General features: G+C 30.4%; 19 protein-coding genes. 15 read left to right on the forward strand and 4 right to left on the reverse strand.

What is annotated here, in order from left to right:
- The first annotated feature begins 14 nt into the window (after positions 1-14).
- Positions 15-2,060 carry a ferrous iron transport protein B gene (gene feoB, locus OCU47_RS03325; RefSeq protein WP_261827173.1) on the forward strand — a complete coding sequence of 682 codons (2,046 nt, stop codon included), beginning with the start codon at positions 15-17 and terminating at the stop codon, positions 2,058-2,060.
- A gap of 37 nt (positions 2,061-2,097) precedes the next feature.
- On the forward strand, positions 2,098-2,241 hold the full coding sequence (locus OCU47_RS03330) for a FeoB-associated Cys-rich membrane protein (protein WP_261827174.1): 144 nt from the start codon (positions 2,098-2,100) through the stop codon (positions 2,239-2,241).
- 83 nt (positions 2,242-2,324) lie between these two features.
- Here the strand turns inward: OCU47_RS03330 and OCU47_RS03335 are convergent, their stop codons facing one another.
- A complete protein-coding gene (locus OCU47_RS03335) occupies positions 2,325-2,783 on the reverse strand; it encodes a staygreen family protein (RefSeq protein WP_261827175.1) in 459 nt (152 codons plus the stop codon).
- A gap of 473 nt (positions 2,784-3,256) precedes the next feature.
- Between OCU47_RS03335 and OCU47_RS03340 the strand changes: the two genes are divergently transcribed.
- The 5 genes from OCU47_RS03340 (at position 3,257) to OCU47_RS03360 (ending at position 12,006) form a co-directional block, all read left to right on the forward strand.
- Complete coding sequence (locus tag OCU47_RS03340) at positions 3,257-4,690, forward strand: NCS2 family permease (RefSeq protein ID WP_261827176.1); 1,434 nt, start codon at positions 3,257-3,259, stop codon at positions 4,688-4,690.
- A gap of 273 nt (positions 4,691-4,963) precedes the next feature.
- On the forward strand, positions 4,964-8,707 hold the full coding sequence (locus tag OCU47_RS03345; RefSeq protein WP_261827177.1) for a 5'-nucleotidase C-terminal domain-containing protein: 3,744 nt from the start codon (positions 4,964-4,966) through the stop codon (positions 8,705-8,707).
- A 145-nt stretch (positions 8,708-8,852) separates the two neighbouring features.
- The gene (locus OCU47_RS03350) at positions 8,853-9,503 is read left to right on the forward strand and encodes an FMN-dependent NADH-azoreductase (protein ID WP_261827178.1); all 651 of its coding nucleotides are present in this window, start codon (positions 8,853-8,855) and stop codon (positions 9,501-9,503) included.
- 78 nt (positions 9,504-9,581) lie between these two features.
- On the forward strand, positions 9,582-10,028 hold the full coding sequence (mscL, locus tag OCU47_RS03355) for a large conductance mechanosensitive channel protein MscL (RefSeq protein ID WP_261827179.1): 447 nt from the start codon (positions 9,582-9,584) through the stop codon (positions 10,026-10,028).
- 208 nt (positions 10,029-10,236) lie between these two features.
- Entirely contained in the window at positions 10,237-12,006 is a 1,770-nt protein-coding gene (locus OCU47_RS03360; protein ID WP_261827180.1) for a methyl-accepting chemotaxis protein, read from the forward strand.
- A gap of 105 nt (positions 12,007-12,111) precedes the next feature.
- Here OCU47_RS03360 and crcB read toward each other — a convergent pair whose 3' ends face one another.
- The gene (gene crcB / locus OCU47_RS03365) at positions 12,112-12,471 is read right to left on the reverse strand and encodes a fluoride efflux transporter CrcB (RefSeq protein ID WP_261827181.1); all 360 of its coding nucleotides are present in this window, start codon (positions 12,469-12,471) and stop codon (positions 12,112-12,114) included.
- Between the two features lie 5 nt (positions 12,472-12,476).
- Positions 12,477-12,887, reverse strand: a complete 411-nt coding sequence (locus OCU47_RS03370; RefSeq protein ID WP_261827182.1) for a fluoride efflux transporter FluC — start codon at positions 12,885-12,887, stop codon at positions 12,477-12,479.
- 286 nt (positions 12,888-13,173) lie between these two features.
- Here OCU47_RS03370 and OCU47_RS03375 point away from each other — a divergent pair, with 286 nt between their 5' ends.
- Together OCU47_RS03375 and OCU47_RS03380 are read left to right on the forward strand one after the other, a co-directional pair.
- Positions 13,174-14,322, forward strand: a complete 1,149-nt coding sequence (locus OCU47_RS03375) for a metallophosphoesterase (protein WP_261830574.1) — start codon at positions 13,174-13,176, stop codon at positions 14,320-14,322.
- Between the two features lie 144 nt (positions 14,323-14,466).
- Positions 14,467-15,126, forward strand: a complete 660-nt coding sequence (locus tag OCU47_RS03380) for a DedA family protein (protein WP_261827183.1) — start codon at positions 14,467-14,469, stop codon at positions 15,124-15,126.
- A gap of 73 nt (positions 15,127-15,199) precedes the next feature.
- Here the strand turns inward: OCU47_RS03380 and rbr are convergent, their stop codons facing one another.
- Complete coding sequence (rbr, locus tag OCU47_RS03385) at positions 15,200-15,790, reverse strand: rubrerythrin (RefSeq protein WP_261827184.1); 591 nt, start codon at positions 15,788-15,790, stop codon at positions 15,200-15,202.
- A 154-nt stretch (positions 15,791-15,944) separates the two neighbouring features.
- On the opposite strand from rbr, the gene OCU47_RS03390 reads away from it, so the two are divergent.
- From OCU47_RS03390 to OCU47_RS03415, 6 genes are all read left to right on the forward strand, one after another.
- Complete coding sequence (locus OCU47_RS03390) at positions 15,945-16,625, forward strand: response regulator transcription factor (RefSeq protein ID WP_261827185.1); 681 nt, start codon at positions 15,945-15,947, stop codon at positions 16,623-16,625.
- On the forward strand, positions 16,612-18,078 hold the full coding sequence (locus tag OCU47_RS03395) for a HAMP domain-containing sensor histidine kinase (RefSeq protein WP_261827186.1): 1,467 nt from the start codon (positions 16,612-16,614) through the stop codon (positions 18,076-18,078). The genes OCU47_RS03390 and OCU47_RS03395 overlap by 14 nt, the downstream gene beginning before the upstream one ends.
- 367 nt (positions 18,079-18,445) lie before the next feature.
- A complete protein-coding gene (locus tag OCU47_RS03400; protein WP_261827187.1) occupies positions 18,446-19,804 on the forward strand; it encodes an MATE family efflux transporter in 1,359 nt (452 codons plus the stop codon).
- A gap of 472 nt (positions 19,805-20,276) precedes the next feature.
- Complete coding sequence (locus OCU47_RS03405) at positions 20,277-23,405, forward strand: glycosyl hydrolase (RefSeq protein WP_261827188.1); 3,129 nt, start codon at positions 20,277-20,279, stop codon at positions 23,403-23,405.
- A gap of 131 nt (positions 23,406-23,536) precedes the next feature.
- Positions 23,537-24,058 (forward strand): sigma-70 family RNA polymerase sigma factor, encoded by a 522-nt coding sequence (locus OCU47_RS03410; protein WP_261827189.1) that lies wholly within the window; start codon positions 23,537-23,539, stop codon positions 24,056-24,058.
- Between the two features lie 3 nt (positions 24,059-24,061).
- Entirely contained in the window at positions 24,062-25,525 is a 1,464-nt protein-coding gene (locus OCU47_RS03415; protein WP_261827190.1) for a serpin family protein, read from the forward strand.
- The last annotated feature ends 135 nt before the right edge of the window (positions 25,526-25,660 follow it).

Here is a 25,660-nt window from a genome sequence, read left to right on the forward strand (position 1 = left end):
TAGGGGGGAAGTAAATGAAAGAAGGATTGAACATAGGATTTATAGGAAATCCTAACTGTGGAAAAACAACTTTGTTTAATGCATATACAGGGGCAAATCTAAAAGTTGCAAATTGGCCAGGAGTTAGTGTTGAGAAAAAAGAAGGTTCTATGAAATATAAGGATCAAGTTTTCAAACTTGTGGATTTGCCAGGTATATACAGTTTGACTTGTTACTCAATGGAGGAAAAAGTATCAAGGCAATACATATTGGGAGATGAGGTAGATATAGTTATTGATGTTGCTGATGCATCGTCATTAGAACGTAACTTATATCTAACACTGCAACTTATAGAACTTGGTAAACCTGTTATACTTGCATTAAATATGATGGATATAGTTGAAGAAAGAGGCATGGAGATAGATTTGCACAGGCTTCCAGAAATGCTTGGAATACCAGTTATACCTGTATCAGCTAGAAAGAAAACTGGCTTAGAAGTTCTTATGCATGCAGCATCTCATCATAAAGGCAAGAAGCTTGATAATCTAGAACATTATCATAATAATATAACCCAAAGCAAACATAAACATAATCATCATGAAGATTGTGTAGTTGTTTATAGTGATGAAATTGAAGATAAAATTGATTTGATTTCAGAAAGATTAGAAAAAGAATATCCACAAATTCAAAATGTGAGATGGCATGCAATTAAATTGCTTGAACATGATACAGAAATACAAGAAAAGCATCCGATAGATTTATCTGATATTATAGATAAAAATTATGAAACTGATATTATAAATCAAAAGTATGACTTTATAGAAGAAGTAATAGCTGAAGTTTTAGTTAATAAAAGTGAGAAGGCAGAAACAACAGATAAAGTAGATAATTTTTTGACTAATAGATATCTAGGTATGCCGATATTTTTAGCAATAATGGCATTAGTATTCTTTTTAACATTTACTGTAGGAGATTTTCTAAAGGGTGGTTTTCAAATAGGACTTGATGCATTTTCAAGTTGGACACTTACTTTTCTGCAAAGTGCACATATAAGCCCTATGCTTACTTCATTAATTGTAGATGGTATTATAGCAGGAGTTGGTGGAATACTTACATTTTTGCCTAATATATTTATACTGTTTCTTGCTTTAGGATTCTTGGAAGATAGTGGATATATGGCGAGAGTAGCCTATGTTATGGATGGACTAATGGGCAAGATGGGGTTATCAGGTAGAGCATTCATACCAATGATATTAGGCTTTGGTTGTACTGTGCCGGCTATTATGGCCTCTCGTACACTAGAAAACCAAAGAGATAGATTTAAAACAATTCTTATAACTCCATTTATGTCGTGTAGTGCAAGGTTGCCTATATACGTACTGTTTTCAGAAATATTTTTTCCTAATTATGCAATGATAGTTGCATTTTCAATGTATGTTATTGGCTTAGTTGTTGCAATTTCTATAGCTGTTATTATGAGTAAGCTAGGCGCAAAAAAGGAAACTAACACATTATTAATTGAGTTACCAGAATATAAGTCACCTAATGCAAGAACTATAGCAATTTATGTTTGGGAAAAGGTAAAAGATTATTTATCAAAAGCCGGAACAACTATATTTGTAGCCTCAATTGTATTATGGTTCTTATTAAATTTCAGTACTAATGGAATGACAAATGATATATCAAAAAGTTTTGGCGCAAACATTGGAAAAGTTTTAGTACCGGTTTTAAAACCAGCTGGACTTGGAATGTGGCAGATTGTTGTGGCACTTATATCAGGCTTGGCAGCAAAAGAAGTAGTTGTTTCAAGTTTTAGTGTATTGTTCTCAATAAGTAACATAAATTCAGCAGTTGGTATGACAGGCTTAGCAACTGCTCTTGGGCAATATGGCTTTGGACCACTTAACGCTTATGCACTTATGGTATTCTGCTTGTTGTATACACCTTGTATGGCTGCAGTTGCCACAATTAAGAAAGAAACAAAATCATGGAAATTAACAGGCTTCATAATTTTGTTCCAATTAGCCGTTGCGTGGGCAATAGCTACAATTATATATCAAATTGGATCATTAATTATTTAAGTAACCTAATTTTTATTATTTGGAGGAGGACGAGTATATGATAGAGATTATTATTGGAGCTGCTATAATTGCATATGCAGGTTATGTTGTATATAAAAAATATAAGGATATGAAGAAAGGAAAGTTCTGTAGTTGTGGCTGTGATAGTTGTCCATCTAAGATTAAATGTCACAAAGAATAAGATTATAGATTATAGTATAATAAAGTGAAATTAAAATGAGGCAGCGGAAGCTGTCTCATTTTTTATAAGCTAAATCGCAATATTTATTTGTTAGGTACATTGTATTGAGAAAAGGTTCCCCAATTTTCCTTTTTGTTGTAACGTGGGCTGAGTGAGTTAAAATGCACAATTATAAATGCATTATCTAATTCTGGATGGGCACTAAAAAAAAGTTTATCCCCATATCTAATTGCTTCTAAAGCTAGTGGTAATTCACGTCTAAATATTTCGTTTCTTATAGCGGCAGTAGCTGGACCAAATTGTCCATCCACATATAAATATACGTGATAGGTATATTTATTATCAGTATTAAGCCATTCACCAAGGACTTCATCTCTCATTGTAGTTATTTTATCATAAGCAAACTTGAGAGCAATGTTTAGAAAAAGTTCTGCAGTGACATCTGAGTGTGTAAGAGTATAACGTCGTGGGATAATTGGTTCAGAGTAAGTTACACCAGTTCCGAATGTAGTCGTAAGTTTTTGAGGATTCAATTTACTCAAACTATCGCTTCCTAAAATAATATATACCATAAATATTATATGTTTATGGAGTTTGTTATGTTACAAAATAGTCTGTAAGCAATTTGAGAACTCAATTAAAGAGGTTTTAATAATGAAATTATTTATTTGAGTAAAATCTAGTTATATAATGATTACATCTAATAACACGAATAATACAAAACTAATTACAGAGAATGAAAGCAAAAAAATAATTCATGTTTGAAGAATAAAAGAACCCAAGGTGAACGATTTATTATAAAAAGTATAATAATATATGTATATATACGAATAATGATTAAATAATTGGTGCGAATTTTGATAAAATAACAAAGTTTTTAATATGTGTTCCTTGAAATAAATTCACGTGATATAATCATTTGGTAAAGCGGTTTTTTAAAATAATGTTCGTGTTTTTGAAACCATAGTGATGTTTTATATTAAAATTAATATATTTATAAAGGGGAGTTTTATAAATGGAAAAGTTTTTTAAGTTAAAGGAGAATAATACTACCTTTTCTACGGAAGTTATGGCTGGTGTTACTACCTTCTTTGCAATGGCCTACATTATTTTTGTTAATCCATCAATGTTGTCATTAGCAGGTACACCTGATAATCCAATGCCTAAGGGGGCAGTATTTTTAGCTACAATTATCGCTTCAGCTATAGGTACATTGGTTATGGGACTTTTTGCAAATGTTCCTTATGCTCAAGCACCAGGTATGGGATTAAATGCTTTCTTTACATTTACTGTATGTGGTTCATTGGGTTTTAAATGGCAACAAGCTTTAGCTATGGTATTTCTTTGTGGTTTAATTAATATAACTATAACAGTAACAAAAGTTCGTAAATTAATTATAAAAGCGATACCAGAAAGTATACAACATGCTATTGGTGGTGGTATTGGTGTATTTATAGCCTATATTGGTATTAAGAATGCTGGATTAATTAACTTTACTTCAGATCCAAACACATATTTATTGGAGAAGAGTGGTACTGTTATTGCTAACAGTAGTGCAGTTCCAGCGCTTGTAGCCTTTAATAAGCCAGGAGTGCTTTTAGCTTTAATAGGACTTCTAATTGTAGTAGTTCTTTTAATTCTTAATATTAGAGGAGCAATAATTATAGGCATAGCTCTTACTACAATTATAGGGATACCAATGGGAGTTGTTGATTTATCAGCAATTGGTACAAGCACAGGTATAGGGGAATCATTTAGTCAATTAGGACAAACGTTTGGAGTTGCTTTCGGTGATAAAGGACTTTTATCTTTATTTAGTAGTGGTGCTAATATTCCTTTAGTTTTAATTACTATTTTCGCATTTAGTTTATCAGATACATTTGATACAATTGGAACTTTCATAGGAACAGGTCGTCGTACTGGTATTTTCAGTGAAGAAGATCAAAAAGCTCTTGAAAGTGGATCAGGATTTAAATCCAAAATGGACAAGGCTTTATTTGCAGATTCAATTGCAACATCAATAGGTGCTCTTTTTGGTACTTCAAATACTACAACATATGTAGAAAGTGCCGCTGGTATCGGAGCAGGTGGACGTACTGGATTAACAGCAGTTGTTACAGCAGTTCTATTTATTGCAAGTGTTTTCTTAGCACCAGTAATAGGTGTTGTTCCAGCACAAGCAACTGCACCAGCATTAATTGTAGTTGGTGTAATGATGTTATCTTCATTCAAAGAAATTAACTGGAGTGATTTAGAAGAAGCAATTCCAGCATTCTTTGCATCAGTATTCATGGGATTCTGCTATAGTATATCTTATGGAATAGCAGCAGGTTTTATATTCTATTGTGTTACAAAGATATGTAAAGGAAAGGCTAAAGAAATACATCCTATTTTATGGGTTTGTACAGGATTGTTTATTATTAATTTTGTAATTCTAGCAATATTGTAAAATAGGAATAAAATGTACTGATATTTATTTTTTGGCTATTATATTAATTAAATTAATAATATGATTTAAAAAGCAGGATAATTTATAGGAATATTCTGCTTTTTATGTATTAAAACATTAAATAATGTTACAAATGTTAAAATTCTGTTAAGAATTGTTTTTTTATAGATAAAATTTCACTTAATTCATTGTTTTACCAGAATTATTATAATATAATACCTAAAGTAAGGATGATTTTATAAAAATTATCATAATCACAAGGGGAGGCGCATTATGTTAAAATCTTTTAAAAAGAAACAATTTTTATCATTGTTGGTAGCTTCAGCAATGACAGTCAGTCTACTTACGCCAGTATCAGCAAAAGCTGAAATAACAGGAAGTGATAGTAATAAGGTAGATTTACAAGTCTTAACTACTACTGATACACACGGTAGATTTTTACCTTATGACTATGCTATAAATGCTCCTGATACAAAGGGCAGTTTAGCGCAAGTAGCAACAGTAGTTAAACAGTTGAGAGCTAAGAATCCTAACACAATTCTTGTAGATGCGGGGGATATTATACAAGATAATTCAGAATCTCTATTTTTAGATGGTTCAACTAACCCAATGATGTTAGCAATGAATGAAATGGGTTATGATACATTAACTTTAGGAAATCACGAATTTAATTATGGAATACCAACTTTAAAGAAGGTTATTGGTCAATTTAAAGGAACAGTACTAGGTGGTAATATTTATAATCCAGATGGTTCAAGACTTGCGAAACCATATACAGTTATAAACAAAGGTGGAGTTAAAGTTGGACTAATAGGAATGACAACACCTAACATTACTAGATGGGATGGTCCTAATTTACAAGGATATAAGGTTACAAATCCAATAGATGAAACTAAGTCTGCAGTAGCAGAACTTAAGAAACAAAATGTAGATTTAATAGTAGCAGTTGATCATATGGGAGAAAATGAAGAATACAATGCTTCAGGTTCAGGTGCAATGGATATATTAGATCAATGTCCTGAAATCAATGCTTTTGTAGCAGCACATTTTCATAATGAAATAGCAGGAGATTATTTCTATAATCATAAAGTATATTCTTACAATAAAGCTAAGAATACAGTAACTGTTACTGCAATGGATGGAACGACTTCAACAGGAACAATTGAAGAGTTTAATGCAGCTAAAACTAATGGTACAGTTATAGTAGAAGCAGGTAAAGGTGGACAAGATCTTGGTCAATTAAACTTTACGCTTACAAAGAATTCTCAAGGAAAATATGAAATATCAAATAAAGCTACAGATGTAAGCGCTACACTTTATAAAATGTCTCCTAAAGGTGGCGCTACAGTAGAAGTGGATCCAACTCTTGCTGCAAAATTAGCAAGTTATAGTGAAAAAGCTATAAATGATGCTAATACAGTAATAGGAACTTTAAAGGGTGGAGATTTAGTTCCTGCTAATGAAATAACAGGTATTGAACAAGCTAAACTTCAACCAACAGCTATGATAGATTTAATTAACAAAGTACAAATGTACTATGGAGAAAAGATAGCTAATCATAAAATTGATGTTTCAGCAGCAGCAGCATTTAAAGATGGTGCAAATATAAAAGCAGGAGACATCAAGAAGTGTGGAACAGCTGACATATATAAATTTGATAATACATTATATGTATTAAAGGTTACTGGTAGTCAGCTTAAGAAGTATATGGAATGGTCAGCTTCATATTATAATAAATATAATCCAGGAGATTTAACTGTTTCATTCAATAAATCTATACCAGGATATAACTATGATATGTTCTCAGGAGTAAAATATAAAGTAGATATATCAAAAGATACAGGAAGTAGAATAGTTGATTTAACAAAGATGGATGGTACACCTATTAAAGATGCAGATGTTCTATATATGTCAATAAATAATTATAGAGCAGGAACTCAACTTTTATCAGCTGGTCCAATTTTTGGAGATGGTGAATCACTTCCAACACTTGTTGGCAAATCAGAACAAACTCAAGGATTAGGCGATGGAAGAATCAGAGACTTAATTGGAAGATATATTCAAGAAGTTAAGGGTGGAGTTATAACTCCTGAATGCGATAATAACTGGAGTGTTACAGGAAACAACTGGAACTCTCATGAAAGAGATTTAGCAGTTAAATATATAAATAATGGATCAATAAGTTTAGCAGGAGTTGCAGGAGAACAAACTTCTAATAACTCAAAGTCAGTAACTTGGGATGATGTTAAGAAGGCAATGAATCCAAATGGTAACAAAGTTATTGATGTAGTTTCATTCAATGATTTCCATGGTTCAGTTGAAGCTCAAGGAAAGAATATAGGAATGGTAAAATTAACTCAAGCAATAAAAGAATATAAGGAAGCTAATCCTGATACAGTAGTAGTTTCAGGAGGAGATAGCTATCAAGGAAGTGCTATGTCAAACCTTACTCATGGAGCACCAGTTTCAGCAATGATGAAAGAAGTTGGAGTAGTAGCTTCTGCAGTTGGTAATCATGAATTTGACTGGGGAACACAATGGATAAGCAAATGGGCACAAGATGGAAATTTTGATTTCTTAGCCTCAAATATATATAGCAAAACTACTGGAAAACCAGCTGATTTTGCAAAACCATATAAGATTGTTACAGTTGATGGTGTTAAAGTAGGTTTTGTTGGACTTTCAACTCCAGATACTGCATTTACAACAAAACCAGAAAATGTTGCAGATTTAGAATTCAGAGATCCAGCAAAAGCAGCAAAAGAATGGGCAGACAAATTAAAATCAGGAACATTACCTGAAGGAAAAGCAGATGTGGTTATAGCATTAACTCATATGGGATCAGCTCAAGATGAGACTACTGGAAACATTACAGGAGAAGTTGTAGATTCAGGTTTATGTAATGTAGACAGCATAGATGCAGTAATTTCTGCACATACTCATAAACCAGTATGTGGTACAGTTAATAATAAGCCAGTTGTTCAAGGATATTATAATGGCAGAGATTTAGCAGATTTATCAATAGAATTAGATAATGCTACAGGAAAAATAATTAAGATTACTCCAAATATAGATAAACTATATGCTAGAGCAACAACTTTATCAAATGATAAAGTTGCTGAGGATACTTTCAACGCTTATAAGACTCAAGTTGGACCAATATTGGATAAAGTTGAAGGTACAACAGATACAGATTTAACTTATGATGCATTTGGATATAAAGGCACATCAGTGCTTGGTAAATGGGTATGTGATGTTATGAGAAATGCAGCAGGAACACAAATTGCTATAACAAATGGTGGAGGAATTAGATGTCCAATTCCAGCTGGAAAAATTACTATGGGAACTTTATATCAAGTAATGCCTTTTGATAATACATTAGTTAAGATGAATCTTAAGGGATCAGATTTAAAGAAAGTTATAGAAAATGGAATAGCAAACTCAAAAATAGGCTGGGTACAAGTTTCAGGATTAAAAGTATATTATGATGCTACAAGACCACAAGGTGATAGAATCACAGCAATGTATTTAGATAATGGAACTAAAATAGATATGAATGGAATTTACTCAGTAGTAACTAATGATTTTATGGCTACTGGTGGAGATAACTACGATTTCTCAGCAGCACAAAATGTAGTTGATACAGGAGTTCCAATAAGAGATACTCTTGCAAATTCACTTGAAGCTTTAAATGGTAAACACTTAGTTGTAAATTACTCAGATCCATTAATTAATGGAGCAGCTCCAGCAGATAACAACAATAACAATAATAACAATAACAATAATAACAATAATAAACCAAGTAATAATACAAACACAAATGGAAATAAGACTAATAATGCTACAACTACAAATTCAAATGCAGCTCAAAATAATAAGAATTCAGGTTCTCTTCCAAAGACAGGTTCAGAAGTTGAGACAACTACAGTAGTTGGATTTGGTATAATTGTATTAATGTTAGGTTGTGCTCTTACTGTTTCATATAGAAAAAATAGAAAAGAAGAAGAAGCAGCTTAATAAATAAAAAAATAGAATATAGATTATAATAATAAGTTCGTAAATTAGGTTTTACGAGCTTATTATTTTTATCTAAAATATAATTTAATAAAATTTAATTACAAGGATAAAATAACTAAAGAAAAAAATATAGAAGGTGAAGATTGTGAAAAAGTTATTATATATAACAGTAAATTCAAAGCCAGAAGAACTTTCAGCCAGTAAGACTGTAGGAAGAGCATTTGTTAATAAGTTTTTACAGAAACATCAAGACTTTACTTTAGAAGAATTAGATCTTTATAAATGTCATATTCCTAGATTAGAGTATCAGTATTTTGAGAAAAGGAACTGTATGATTAAGGAGGAAGACATAAATAAACTTGATATTGAAAGTCAAAAAGAAGTTCATAAAATGATTAAGCTTGTAGATCAATTTAAAGAGGCTGATATTTATGTGATTGCAGCACCAATGTGGAGTCTTTCTTTTCCGGCTCCATTAAAGGAATACATAGATTGTGTTGTAATGGATGGAAAGACAGTTGCAATTACTGAAGATAAATTGGAGGGCTTGTTAAAGGATAAGTATAGAGGTATGGTATATATTCAATCTTCAGGAGGTTCAATACCATGGATGTTAAGAATGGTATTGAACAGAGGTATAAACTATGTTCATGATATTATGAAAACCATAGGAATAAAGAAATTTGAAGAGTTACTAGTTGATGGAACTGGATTTACTGAAGAGGAAAAGAAAAAAGCTATAGATGAGGCTTTAGGAAAAATATATGAATTAGTTCAAGATATATGGAAAGAATAAAATGTTGGTTGAAATGCATAGCATTCTAGAAATGAGTGTTATGCATTTTTAGTATAGTAGAGTTGTGGAGGGTACCAAATGATTAAAGAATTCAAAGAATTTGCTATGAAAGGCAATATAGTAGACTTAGCTGTTGGTGTAATTATAGGAGGAGCTTTTGGTAAAATAGTATCATCTTTAGTTAATGATATTATTATGCCTATAGTTGGATTATTGTTAGGAAAAGTTGATTTTTCTAATTTATTTGTTGCTTTAGGTAGAGGCAATTATAGAACAATAGATGAGGCAAAGAAGGCAGGAGTTGGCACTTTAAATTATGGTCTGTTCATAAATAACATAATAGATTTCATAATAGTTGCATTTTCTATTTTTATCGTTATTAAGCAAATAAATCGCTTTAGTAGAAAAAAAGAAGAGAAAGTAATAGATAAAAAGAATTGTAAGTATTGCTATACTGAGATACCTATTAAAGCAACCAGATGTCCACATTGCACATCTGAATTAGATAAAGGAGAAAGCAACTGAAAAATTTTATATATTTAGAGCTTACACAAAACAGTCAACTTAGTATAAAAGATAAGAAATTGTAAAAAAAATGATTTAAATAATAAAAATATTTTAAAATAATAAGCTTTAAAGGATTAAAAATACGAATTTTGTAAAAAAGTGCGAAGGTATAAATAATTGTCTGAAAATTTCGATAATATTTACATATAGAAAGAGGGTATGTAATATGAAAAAATTAAAAAGCACAATTATTTTAATGAATGTTCTAATCGCAGGAATTGTAGCATTGTTAATTGGTTTGATTTCAGTAGTAAATAGCTACAATACAAATTCTATATGGATTAAAGATTATGAAAAGATGCTTCGCACTAATTATGATAATAATATTAAGTATCAAGTTGAAAACGTAGACATGATGTTAAATGGAATTTATCAGAGGCAAGTAGATGGGAAAATAACAGAGTCAGTAGCTAAGGAAGAAGCAAAATATCTAGTAAAAACATTGAGATATAATGCTCAAGGGTATTTTTGGATAGATGATGTTAATGCAAATTTAATAGCCCATCCTATAACTCCTGATAAAGAAGGAGTCAATAGAATAAATGAAACTGATAAAAAGGGAAATAAGTTGATTCAAAATATAATTGCCGTGGCAACAAAAGAAGGGGGCGGGTTTACTGACTTTTATTATGCAAAGCCGAATGCTAAAGAAGTATCTCCTAAAAGAGCATATTCATTGTTGTTTAAACCTTATAATTGGATTATAAGTACTGGCAATTATGTGGATGATATTGATAAGGCTGTAGCAGCTAAAACTAATGAATTGAACAAAAAATTAAATGAAAAAATTATTATATTTTCAGTATGTATTGTAGCATTGATATTGGCAGCGATAGTAATAGCAATTATAGTTTCAGCATCAATCACGAAGCCATTAGTGAAAATTAAAGATTTAGCAAAAAGGTTGGCTGAATATGATTTTTCAACAGATATAGAAATCAAAAGTAAAAATGAATTTGGAGTAACCGCAAAAGCATTAAATAATGCTCAGAAAAATGTTAAGCAGTTGATTGAAAATATAAGCAATCAAACTATGGAATTAACTGCTTCAACAGAAGAGTTATCAGCAGCTACCCAAGAAATTACTAATAGAGTTACTGATATTAATAATGAAACTAAAAAGATTGTTAATAAAATGAATGAATCAAGTGAATCAGCAAAACAAGTAAATGATTCAATGCATGAAATAAATCTAAGTATAACACAATTATCAACGAAATCTACAGATGGCAGTGGTATATCAATGAAGTTTAAAGAGAAGTCTTCAGAGTTAAAGGATGAAAGTACAAATGCATTAAATACCACAAAACAAATATACTCTCAGAAAGAAGAGAAGATATTATCAGCCATTAATGAGGGAACAGTGGTTGAAGAAATTTCTTCTATGGTAGATACAATTTCAGCAATAGCTGAACAAACCAATCTATTAGCACTAAATGCGGCAATAGAAGCAGCTAGAGCAGGAGAACAGGGACGAGGTTTTGCAGTTGTTTCAGAAGAAGTTAGAAAACTTGCAGAACAATCTTCAAGTTCAGCTGCTACAATTCAGGAAAGTGTAAAGAAGGTTCAAGAATCATTCAAAAAATTATCTTCAAATAGTAATGAAGTACTTAATTTTATAAACAATGATGTAATTGATCAATTTAATAACTTTATGAGTTCAGGGGAATATTATTATGGGAATGCTGAAGAAATCAGTAAAATATCAGAAGAGATAGCAGCCATGTCAGAGCAACTAACAGCCACTATACAAGAAGTGGATTCTATGGTTCAACTTATGGCATCTAATTCAATAGAATCAACACAATATTCAACAAATATATTGCAGAGTATATCAGAAACTAATGCCGGTATGTCAGAAGTGGTAGCTACTGCTGAAAATCAAGTAAGATTAGCGCAAAAATTAAATGAATTAATAAGTGATTTTAAAATTTAGGATAGAACTAAAAATCTAGTTTTTACTATAAAAAATTTGAATTTAGATTGTATATTTATAAAAACAAACTCATAACTAAGCTATTATGAGTTTGTTTTTTGTATATTAGGATATAATTGAAATAAGTTCTAGACCAAGGAAATATCCGGTAACACCTAATATGAGTGAAAATATGATATATGTAATAGCATTTAGAGTCTTCTTATTTTCAAATAAAGTAAAGCCTTCATACATAAAGGTTGAGAATGTTGTGTAAGCTCCAAGAAATCCATCAGCCAACAGTAATAGTATTTGTTTATTTGATACATATGAACTTACTATTCCTAAAAGAAAAGCTCCTGTAATATTTATGATAAATGTTCCTAGAGGAAATCCATTATTATTTTTATTTCCGATTATTTCACCAATTTTAAATCTAGTAACACTTCCTAAGGCTCCGCCTATAGCTAATAAAATGTAGTTCATTTATATTATTCCTCCTTAGCAATGCTATTAAGATGAACTAGTTTAGCACCAATTTTATGTGCCAAAATTGATCCTAAATATGCAAATAAAAGTCCTAAAATAATTGAAAGACTTATGTAGCATAATGCTATTGAATACATGTTTTTAATAAAAAGATTAGACGTTTCCTTGCACATTGTAGAAAAAGTTGTGTATGCGCCTAGGAATCCGGTAGCGATACCTAATCGAATGTTTGAATTAAAGTTCCAATATTTAAAGGCAATAGTCAAAATAAAGGCTAATAAAAAGCTACCAGTAATATTTATAATCAATGTGTTTATAGGAAAATTATTATTTGTTATTTCAATGTTTTTAATTAGATATCTAGAAATGGCACCTAAAGCCCCACCTATAGAAATGAATATATATTTTTTCAATGTTAAAATCCTTTCTGTTTATTATTAATTTTATATATATTTAAGAATTATTAAGTTAAATATATTTTAACAATAGCCGAATGTTTGTTATAATTTATAGGATAACAAGTATTGGCCAAATTTAGTTTACAATAAAGCATATATTATAATTTAAATACAAAATAAATTAATAATCTATAAGTAATTCTTACATATGAGATTATATCATATTATAGAGCATTGCCCAAAAAGTTATCAATAATTTTGTTTTAAGGAAAATTAGAATGGAGGTTAAAATGTGAATTTTATGGTTGTAATTATGAGTTTGATAATAATTTTTATATATATTGCTATGTGGTATTATGTTGGACGGAACATAAAGAAAATTTTTCAACATAGAAAGATAAATTTAAAAATCTATTGGGCTGTTTTTTGGATAATGGCCTTTGCGTACATCATAAGTAGGTTGGTATCGAGTATATTAACAGTAAATAATATAGTTTCAGTAATTTTTTCTTTTGTTGGAGCTATAACCTTGTCATTGTTTATATATCTTCTATTAGGTTTTTTAATAAGTGATTTATTCAGAGTAGTATTTAAGATTATAAAACTCAATGAAAAGTATAAGCAAAAGATTAGGAGTATATATGGTAATGGGTTAATAGTGTTAATAATTACTGCGATTATAGTTTGCAGTGGTTTTGTTGTAGCTCTTAATCCAAAAACTACAGAGTATAAGATTAATATAAACAAAGCTATAGGTAATAAGCAATCTTTAAATATAGTTCTTGTTTCAGATGTGCATATCGGCATAGGTGTAAGAGAGCGAGGAATCGACAAAATGGTTGACTCTATAAATAAGCTTCAGCCAGAAGTAGTTTTCTTTGCAGGAGATGTATTTGATGAAAGTAGTACTACTGCACTAAAAGAATATTATTCTCAAGCTTGTAAGAAAATAAATTCAAAATATGGAGTTTATGCTATTACAGGAAACCATGAGTATTTTCAAAACTTTGATGAGTCTATAGAGTATTATAAAAAAGCTAATATTACTGTTCTACAAGATGAAGTAGTAAAGGTGAATAATCAGTTTTATGTTGTTGGCAGAAAAGATACTGCAAGTGAATCAAGAACAAATGAAAAGATAAAGTCATTAGATATATTATTAAGGAATATTGATAGAAATTTACCTATTATAGTTTTAAATCATAAGCCTGAAGATTTAAAATCTGCTGAAAATGAAAAGGTGGATTTGCAACTATCAGGGCATACTCATAATGGTCAGATTTTCCCGGGAAATATTATAATAAAGAAAGTATTTGAAGACCCATATGGGTATCTAAAAAAGAATGACTTTAATCTTGTGGTGACATCTGGATATGGCACTTGGGGACCACCTATTAGAATTGGTACTCAAGGTGAGATAGTGAACATTAAGATGTATGGAAATAAATAATATTTACAAAATGTTCGTTGTCTTTTAGCATTTTTTAGATTATACTATGACTAAATAAGAAATCAATATAATTTATATAAGTATTTTGATATTATATTAAAATGTTTATAATAATATTTTAAATAAAGAAAAGGAGATAAGATAATGGCGTTTATAGAACACTTTTTTAATGTATTAATGCACATTGATAAATACCTGAATATAATAGTTCAAGATTATGGAATACTAACTTATGGTATTTTGTTTTTAATTATATTTTGTGAGACAGGGTTGGTTTTTACACCTTTTTTACCAGGAGATTCAATGCTATTTGCAGCAGGAGCATTAGCAGTAGGAGGTTCATTTAATATTGCAATTTTATTAGTTGTTACTTATTTAGCTGCAGTATTAGGGGACACTTCAAATTATCATATAGGTAAAACATTAGGAACCAAAATGTTGCAAAAAGAAAACACCAAACTTCTTAATAAGGAACATGTAGCAAAGGCTCAAGGCTTTTATGACAGACATGGTTCAATGACAATAGTGGTAGGAAGATTTATTCCTATAATAAGAACTTTTGTACCATTTGTTGCAGGAATAGGGAAAATGCATTATTCAAAATTCATTACATATAACTTATTAGGTGGATTTTTATGGGTAACCTTATTTTTAGGTGGCGGATTCTTGTTTGGAAATTTACCTTTAGTTAAAAATAATTTCTCTTATGTTGTAATAGTAATTATTCTTTTCTCACTTGTTCCAGGAGTGTTAGCAATAATTAATGAAAAACGTAGAGGCAATAGTCAAACAACTGAAAGTTAATTTAAATAGAAGTGTTGAAAATTAAGTGTTTTCAACACTTCTATTTTTATACCGTGTGTTTGGAAATAAATTATTACTTAAAAGGGGATTCATCTACTAAAATGAAATAGCCTTGTGGATGTTCACATACAGGACAAGCCTTTGGTGCTTCTGTTCCTTGATAAATAAATCCGCAGTTTAGGCAGAACCAAGTGGTATCCTGACTTTTCTTAAATAGAGAGCCAGATTCAAGATATTTTAAATACTTATCAAATCTATCTGAATGAACCTTTTCAATGCTTGCAATTTTACTGAAGTGTGAAGCTATTGCAGGGAATCCTTCTTCTTCAGCTATTTTAGCAAAGTCCTTATAAACTACATCGTATTCTTCAAATTCATTATGTTGAGCAGCTTTCAAATTTTCTAAAGTTGAATCATAAATATTTACAGGATAATCAGAAGAATTTATAGTTATTTGTTGCCCAGAGAATTCCTTTAAGTGTTTGTAAAATACGTTGGCATGAGCTAATTCTTGATTAGCTGTATAGGTGAAAATTTGCTCGATAAGTTGAAGATTCTCTTTTTTTGCTGCCTCAGCAGCAAAAGTATATCTATTTCTAGCTTGACTTTCTCCAGCGAAAGCTTTCATTAAGTTTACTTTTGTTTTACTATCTTTTAAATTCATTAGAAAAGTGTCCTCCTTATGTAAATAATAACTTTAGTATTTGATATCTGTAACTTTTTATTCAAACAAAAAAATCAAATAAACTTCACGAATTCATCACATTAGTGTTATATTATCTTTGTATAGACAGAGTTTATTTTTGGTGGTGAAGAAAATGTATAATATTCTTGTAGTAGATGATGAAGAGAACATAAGAAAATTAATTAAGAAGTATGCAGTTTTTGAGGGATATGAAGTTATTGAGGCTTCAGATGGAATGGAGGCTATAGAGATATGTAGAGAAAAAGATTTTGATATCATAGTATTAGACATAATGATGCCAGAAATGGATGGATTCTCTGCATGTAAGGAGATAAGAAAAAGTAGCAATACTCCTGTGATTATGCTTTCAGCTAGAGGAGAAGAGTATGATAAATTACATGGATTTGAACTAGGAATAGATGACTATGTTGTGAAACCTTTTTCTCCCAAAGAATTGATGATGAGAATAAATGCAATAATTAAACGTAGCAGTAATACTGGCAATAATGAAGATGGAAAAGATATAGTAGAATTTGAAGGAGTAAAAGTTGATTTTACAGGAAGGATTGTATATGTGGATGGAGAAGTTGTAGATATGTCTCCAAAAGAATATGATTTGTTTTTCTATCTTGTAAAGAATAAAGGAATAGCCTTAACAAGAGAAAAAATTATAAATTCTGTGTGGGGGTATGATTTTTATGGTGATGACCGTACACTTGATACTCATATAAAACTTCTTAGAAAAAGCCTTGGAGATTATAGTGGATACATAGTAACACTTCGAGGGGTGGGGTATAGATTTGAAGCGAGATAAAATAAGTATAAAGTGGAATATATTTGCCTATTTATCTATATTTACTGGAGTAATGATAGTCTTTTTATGGTTTTTTCAAACTGTATTTTTAGATGATTTCTATAAGACTATAAAGAGTTCTAAAATAAAAAGTTGTGCAGAGACTGTTGCTGAAAATATAGATAGTAGTGATCTTTCAAATATTATGCTAAGTTTATCAAGACAAAATGACATAAGCATAAAGATAACTGATAAAAATGGTGTGAGTTTAGATTCAATAGGAGTTGGTCCTAATTCAATTATTGATAGGTTATCAAACGAGGAGATTGGAGCATACTATAGCAAAGCAGAAAAAAATGGTGGAACAAGTTTGCAAACATTTTCGGAAGAAAGTTTTAAAATAAATTTTAAGAAGCCTATGGATGATATGAATTTTCAAGATAATAATAGACCACCAGATAATAGAAAGAAAATGGAGAGTATGCTATATGTAGACATTGTTTCTAAAAAGGATGGAGCTAAAGTTATGATTTTAGTGCATTCTACTATAACTCCACTAGATGCAACTGTAGAAACTTTAAGAACCCAATTAATATTTATTACTGTAATTTTTATGATGCTTTCAATTGCTTTAGCTGTATTTATATCTAAAAAGATTTCAAATCCTATAGTTAAAATAAATGATTCAGCTAAAGAATTGGCGAAGGGTAAATACGATACTAAGTTTGAGGGAACTGGATACAAAGAAATTACTGAACTTAACAGCACCTTAAACTATGCAGCAAATGAATTATCTAAGGTTGATGGTTTGAGAAAAGAATTGATAGCGAATATATCTCATGATTTAAGAACTCCATTGACTTTAATCACAGGATATAGTGAAGTTATGCGTGATCTTCCAGGAGAGAATAGCCCAGAGAATATTCAGATAATAATTGATGAAGCAAAAAGATTAACCAGCCTTGTAAATGATATATTAGATATTTCTAAGTTTGAATCTGGTACTCAAGAGATAGAATTATCAGAGTTCAATTTAACAGAAAGTATTAGAAACATGATAAATAGATATGGAAAATTCACTGAACAAAAAGGGTATAATATTAGCTTTATTTATGATGAAGATACATATATAAAGGCTGATGAAATGAAGATATCTCAAGTAGTTTATAATTTAATCAATAATGCATTAACTTATACAGGAAAAGACAAGTCTGTGACAGTAAAACAATATTATAAAGATGGATATGTGAGAATTGAAGTGATTGATACTGGAGAAGGAATTTCTCAAGAAAAAATACCTTTAATATGGGACAGATATTATAAAGTAGATAAGGCACATAAGCGTGCAGCAGTTGGAACTGGTTTAGGTCTTTCAATAGTTAAATCTATTTTAGATATGCATGATGGGAGATATGGTGTAGAAAGTACAGAAGGAAAAGGAAGTACATTTTGGTTTGAATTAAAAACACTATAGATTTTTCTATTATATTAATGAAATGAATGTTGTGAATTTTATTTGTTTTCAGATTCCTTATGTCAGAAAGTGTATATAGAAACAAAATAATTTGTAAAATATATGAGAAATATAGAATAATATGATATACTGTTATTATGTTAGTGTATTAGGTTTAATAAACTTAATACACTAATTTTTTTTATATATTTTTTATTTATAAAAATATAACTACAGATGTAAAGAAGGTGAACAGTTGTATTAAATCTATAATAATATTGTGAAATCTAATATAAGCTGGAATAATGGGATTGTAAAACCAGTTTCAATGAATAACAATAGATACTTAAATATTAGGTTTTGATAGATTTTATGCAACAGTAATGCAATGATAATAAGAAAAAATGTATTAAGTTTAGCTATACCAATAATGATAGAACAAACCTTTGTTATGCTTCTGGGTGTATGTAATACTATGATGGCTGGGCATATTGGAAAAGAAGCTGTTTCGGCTATAGGAATGGTGGATTCGATAAATGTACTATTCATTTCGTTTTTTTCTGCCTTGTCAGTAGGTGCTACTGTAGTTGTAGCGCAAAATATTGGAAGAAAAAATATTAAGAGAGCTAATGAAACGGCTAGACAAGCTATAATGTCAGGGATAATAATATCCACATTAATTACATTACTAATCTGGATTTTTAGAGTTCCTATAATAAATGTACTTTATGGATCTGCTGAGGCCTTAGTAAAGTTAGATGCGAAATTGTACATAGAATTTACGCTATTAACATATCCGTTCATAGCTGTAGAGCAAATTGCTAATGGGATTTTACGTGGATGCGGTGATACAAAAACTCCAATGCATATTACAATATTTATGAATTGTATAAATATTATATTGGGATATATGCTTATATATGGAATGAATATTAATTTTTTAGGAACTAATATTGGGTTTCCTTCTTTAGGAATAATGGGTGCAGCCATAGCAATAGCTGTTGCAAGATTGATTGGTACTGCTTTAATAATCTTTGTTCTTGCAAGAGGAACAAAGATTATTAAGATAAGAAAGATATTTCCGTTTAAATTTGATGTGGAAATACAAAAAGGTATTTTCAATATAGGAATTCCAGCAGGAGTAGAGCAATTGCTTTTTAATGGTGGGAAACTTATAGTTCAAGTTTTTATAGTTACAATGGGAACTATATCAATAGCTTCAAATTCAGTAGCAGGTTCAGTATTTACTATGGGAAATGTACCTGGCAATGCATTAACTCTAGCTGCAACCGCCTTAGTTGGACAACACATAGGTAGAGGGGATGTTAAAGAAGCAAAGAGTGTATTGATTTATTTAGCAGAGTTTGCAACAGTAAGTTCTTTAATAATGGGAATTATATTTGTACCACTAGCTTCTGTGATATCAAGTTTATATACAAACAATGCTGCTGTAATTCATTTATCTGCATCATTGATTAGAATAAATGCATTCGCAATGTTAATCTGGCCGTTATCATTTATTTTTTCAGCAGGACTAAAAGGTGCTGGGGATACTAAGTATACTATGATAACTTCAGTTATTGGTATGTGGATATTTAGAATAATAACTGGCTACTTATTAGGTGTAAAGTTAGGTTTGGGAGTAAACGGGATTTGGCTTGGTATGTACATAGACTGGATTGTTAGAGGAATATTGTATTGTTTCAGGCTTCATGGTGATAAATGGTATAGACATAAGGTGATATAGTCTAATAAAATCTAAGGAGTGTTGTTGATCAAAGTCAAATTTAGAGATAAGTAATGGATGATAGTTAAATGCTAATTGAAACAATTTAAATGGTTATGTATTGCATTAATTATAACTTATATATTATAAAGTAACTGAAAAAGTAAAGTAACTAGAAGTGACATCTAGTTACTTTTTCTTTTAAAATTTGTTAAAAATGAATAAAAGTAACGTTGTAAAGTTAACCTTTTCTTAGGTATTATTACATTTATTATGGAGATTTTGAAATTCGTTGAAAATGCATATAAATGTAAATATAATTTAAAATATGAGTGATGTTATTGGTATGTATAAGTATGAAATAGTCATTTAATTAATATTGTTTTGCCCAATAAGAATATTAACAAACTTCCAAGTATAATAAAGATTTAAAAACTTAACATCACTTAACATCACTTAACTAATAAGGACTACTACTTTGAGGGGGAGAATTATGGGAATAAGATCAAGAAAAAATATGAAGTTACTTGCATTAATTACGTCAATTACAATTCTATCATCATCAATACATGTAGCAACAATAGCTAGAGCAGAAGTAACCGCTTCAGTAAATCCAATTGAATGGACGTTTGAAGATTCAACAAAAACTCTTGATGGATGGGCAGATGGAGGTGCTTGGGATTATAAAGGTAAAACAATTTTATCTTATGATTCAAAAACAGTGGGAAATGGTTCTTTAAAACTTACACTAGACTACACTAATGATTCTGAAGTTTCATGGAGTGAGGCTAAAATAAGTAACAATTTTAAAACACCAGTAAATTTCAATGGATATAGTGTTTTAAATTTTGATTTTATTTATAATCCTAAATCAATGACTAAAGGAGCTTTCCAAACAAAGTTATGGATTAACAATGCTGTTGACGCTTATAATGTAATCGATTTAAGTAGTGCTGTTGATATCGGCAATGGATTAAAAAAGGCGAAAGCAACCGTGAAATTCACACCTAAGGATGTATCAATTGATGGGATAACTTTGAGTATTATTGGTTCTAAGACAGATTATAAGGGTGATATCTACCTGGATAATATTACTATTTCTAAAGAAAAGGCAGCAGATATTTATGTTGATAAGACGGCAGTACCTAATGCTAATAAAACTAAGGTACAACCATCTATGCTACAAGTACCAAATCAAGTTACATTAGTTGACTCAAAGGCTACAGCAAAAACTTCAGATTTATATGCTTATTTACAAGGAATCGGAAAATCAAAATATGTTCTTTATGGACATCAAAATGATACTCATCATAAAGCATTTTTAAAGGATAGTGGTACTAATTCTGATACAAAAGATATTACCGGTTCAATAGCAGCGGTTTGTGGGATAGATGCACTTTCTCTTACAGGAGCTGAATTAGCTTTAAAAGATGGAGATAAGAGAGATTTAGTGACAGCAGCTGCGGATATTAGCTCTGAGGCAGCAAGCGAAGGTGGAATTGTAACATTATCAGCCCATATGCCTAATTTTGCAGAAGTTGTAAAGAAGGGTAAAGTCAATGGAAAATATGATTATTCAGGATATTCACCAAATGTAACTACTGGCGATGTAGTTTCAAGAATAATGCCAGGTGGAGATCTAAATGATGCGTTCAAAGGATATCTTGATATTATAGCTAATTATGGCAAACAATTAGAAACTAAAAATGTACCTGTACTGTTTAGACCTTTCCATGAGAATAATGGAAGTTGGTTCTGGTGGGGAAAAGCATTCTGTGATGAAAATGCTTATAAAAATCTTTATAGATACACTGTGGAATATTTAAGAGATGTAAAGGGTGTTCATAATTTCTTATATATTTACTCACCAAATGGTCCATTTGCAGATGAAGCAGATTATCTATCACGTTATCCAGGAGATAATTACGTTGATGTAGTGGCCTTTGATATGTATCATGATAATCCTACAACTAATGATAATTGGATAAATTCATTTAAGGAAACAATTTCTTTGGTTGATGGGATTGCTAAGAAGCATAATAAACTTTCAACAGTATCAGAAACTGGTATGCGTGTTATGCAATCACTTAATGATGGATTAAATCATTCTGGTCTTGCTACAAAAGGAAATGTTCGCAAAGATTGGTTTGAAGAAATTGTAAATGCGGTAACAGATTCGAATATGGCCTATTTTATGACTTGGGCAAACTTTGATAGCTATCCAAATTTCTTTGCACCATTTATGGTGAGCAATTCTCGTGGACATGAGATGATAAATAACTTTATTAATTTCTATAATGACGATAAAGCAGTGTTTGCTAATGGTGTAGGAGATTATTCAAAGATTAATGTAACAAATGTTCAACAAGGTGCTTACGGATATATAACTTCTCCAGCTTCAGGTAGTCGTATACTTTCAACTACAAAGATTATCGCAAGCGTAAAGAATGCTACAATTGCAGATAAAGTGAACTTTGTTCTTAAGAATAATAAAGGTGAAAAAGTGATGACTCTTCCAGCAAATTTAGTAAATGGACAATATACAGCTGATATTACTAAAGTTGCACTTGATAAAATTGGAGCAACAATGGGATCTATAGATTTATATATAGATTCAAATTTTCAAAATAGTATAAATGCAAAGTTTAATATACCAGAAGTAAAACCAGATCTAGCTGTAGTTGATAATTTTGATAATTACTATGGAGAAGATGCATTACTTCAAAATGTTTGGACAACTAATGCAGGGGCTGGATGTAGTGTTATACCAAAATTAACATCAGATAATTCTAAATTTTATAAAGGACAAGCGGGCTTAGAATTTAATTATAAGATTTCTACAGAAAATAGTTCTGAAGGATGGGCTGGAATTACAAAGACAACAGAAGCAGACTGGTCCAAATTTGATGCACTTCAATTTTGGTGCACACCAGATGGAAATGCTCAAAAGCTAGTTATTCAAATAACATCTAATGGGGAAGATTTTGAAGTATTTTTACCTGAATTTGCAGGAACAACAAAACCTCAATTAATTACATTACCATTTAGTCAATTTAAGGGTAAGAATAATGGAAAATTTGATGCTTCAAAGATACAAAGAGTAGGAATATGGTGTAATACTATTGTTCCAACAGGTCATACAGGTGCATGGACAGTAGATTCAAAAATGTACTTTGATGATATTAAGGCAATTAACACTAAAGCAGTTGTTGAGCCAACAAAGGTAACATTAAGTAATTCAACTCTTAATTTATCTGTTGGAGATTCAAAAGTAATTTTTGCTACAGTAGATCCTACTGAAGCATCACAAGAAGTAACATGGACAAGTAGTGATGCTAAAGTTGCAACAGTAGATAGTAACGGTAAAATAACTGCTGTTGCAGCTGGAAACGCAGTAATAATTGCAACTACAAATAATGGTGTGACAGCAGATTGTAATGTTAGCGTAAAGGCACAGCCAGCAGAGCCAAGTAAGCCACAATCATCAGTTACTAATAATCAAACACAAACAGGTAAAACTGTAATATTACCTAAAACAGGTGGAGTGGACCCTGTATGTATATTGAGTTTTGGTGCTTTAATTAGTTTAGCTGGAGTTGGAATGATAAGAAAGAAAAAATAAGATCAAAAATGGAGTAGCAGAATACTTAAAGTGTTCTGCTACTTTTTCATTTGTAAAAAATATTATAATATTACATAGGTGTCACTTTTTAAGTAAATATTACGTCTATTTTAGTGAAGGGGGCGATTAAGGTGTTTTTTTCTTTACATACCATTGCTTATGAAGAGGTTGATATAGATGAACTTATAGAAAAATACAGTAAACAACTAATGAGATTATGTTATCTTTATCTGAAAGATTATCAATTAGCGGAAGAGGCTGTGCAAGATACTTTATATAAGGCCTATAAAAAGTATTACAGTTTCAGAAGAGAAAGCAGTGAAAAAACATGGATAACTAGAATAGCAATAAATATTTGTAAGGACTATATGAGGAAGTCTTCTTATAAAGAAATTACTGATAATTCAAGTTTTAGTTCAATATATGCTTTAGAAGATGAGGAATTGTCAGTATACGCAAATGAAGATTCTTTGGAACTGCTTAATGCAGTTTATACGTTGCCAATCAAATATAGAGAAGTAATACTTTTACACTATTATGAAGAACTTAGTATTAAAGAAATTGCAGATAGTCTTAGGGAGAAGCCAAATACAATTTCTGTTAGGCTGAGAAGGGCAAAGGAAATAATGAAGGATATATTAAGGGAGGATTAGTATATGGCAAAGCTAGAAGATTTAAAGAAGATAATCGATTATAACTTAGGAAAAATAGATATTTCTAATGATGCAAAGGAACAGTTAAGACAAAGAGCTCATGGAGCAGGAAGTAAAAGATTACTTGGTGCCAGGTTTAGATATACTGCTGCAGTAGCGATTATTTCATTGATTTGCTTTGTTGGTTTCAACATTTTCGATAATAAACCAGTAGTAGTAAAAGCAAATAACTTGATGCAAGGTATTAGTCCAACAAAGGTTCAAGTAGTAAGCTTAGATAATAAGTTTATAGATGCTACAGCTAATTTCTCTATAGAGTTATTCAAAAAATCTATAAACAAAGATAAAAACTCAGTAATCTCACCTATGTCTGTATATCTTGCATTAGGGATGACTGGTAATGGTGCAGATAGGAATACATTAAAGCAATTTGAATTTTTACTTGGAAACAATAAGCTATCTTTGGATGAACTTAATAATTATTATTATAGCTTTATTAACAGTTTTAGTAACATAAAAGCAAAGGAGTTTAAGGTAAGTAACTCTATTTGGTATGGATCAAAAGATGAATTAGATGTTTATAAGGATTTTTTACAGAAGAATGCAGATTATTATGGCGCTGATGCCTATAATGTTGACTTTAATTCTAATAACACACTAAATGATATAAACAATTGGGTAAAGGCTAATACAAATAATCGCATTGATAAAATATTAGATTCTATAGATAGGGATGCTATGATGTATCTTATAAACACTATATATTTTAACGGACAGTGGGAAAAGCAGTATTCAAGTAAGGACATTCATAATGGAGCGTTTTATACTAATGGTATTGTACCTAAACCATATGTAGATAATAATATGATTCAAGAATCTCAAAGTTCTAATACATTAAATAATGATAATTCATCTGTTTATTTGGATTTTATGAATTCAGAAGAAAATAAATATTTAAAAGACGATATGGCAGAGGGCTTTATTAAGAAGTATAAGGGAGATAAGTTTAGCTTTGTAGCACTTTTACCAAACGAGGGAGTAGATATTAATAAGTATATTCAATCAATTAGTGGAAGGAAGTTTGTAAATATATTAAGAAATGCCTCTGATAAAAAAATAAATGTTTCAATACCGAAGTTTAAATATGATTATGATCTCAATATTAATGAAGCTCTTAAGAAAATGGGTTTTACAGATGGTTTAGATTCTAGTAAGGCTGATTTTAGTAAGATGGCAAAGGAGTCAGAAGGACTATTTATATCAAAGGTTATACACAAAGCTTCTATACAAGTAGATGAGCTTGGTACAAAGGCAGCAGCATCAACAGTCGTAGAAATGAAGAGCGCAGCATTAAAAATAAATTTGCCTAAATGTATAATTCTAAATCGCCCTTTTGTGTATGCAATTGTGGATAATAAAACAAATTTGCCTATATTTATGGGTACAGTATTGAATCCAAACAAGTAGATTACTCTATAATAAAAAGTCTGAGAGAATATCTTAGACTTTTTATTATAGATATAAATATGATGATTTTAGAAACTATTAGGTATATTACTTTTAAATTACATAAACCCTAAAGTCTGACGCAAGGTTTACGAC

Origin of the sequence: Clostridium sp. TW13 (assembly GCF_024345225.1) — a bacterium.
Taxonomy (GTDB): Bacteria; Bacillota; Clostridia; order Clostridiales; family Clostridiaceae; genus Inconstantimicrobium; species Inconstantimicrobium mannanitabidum.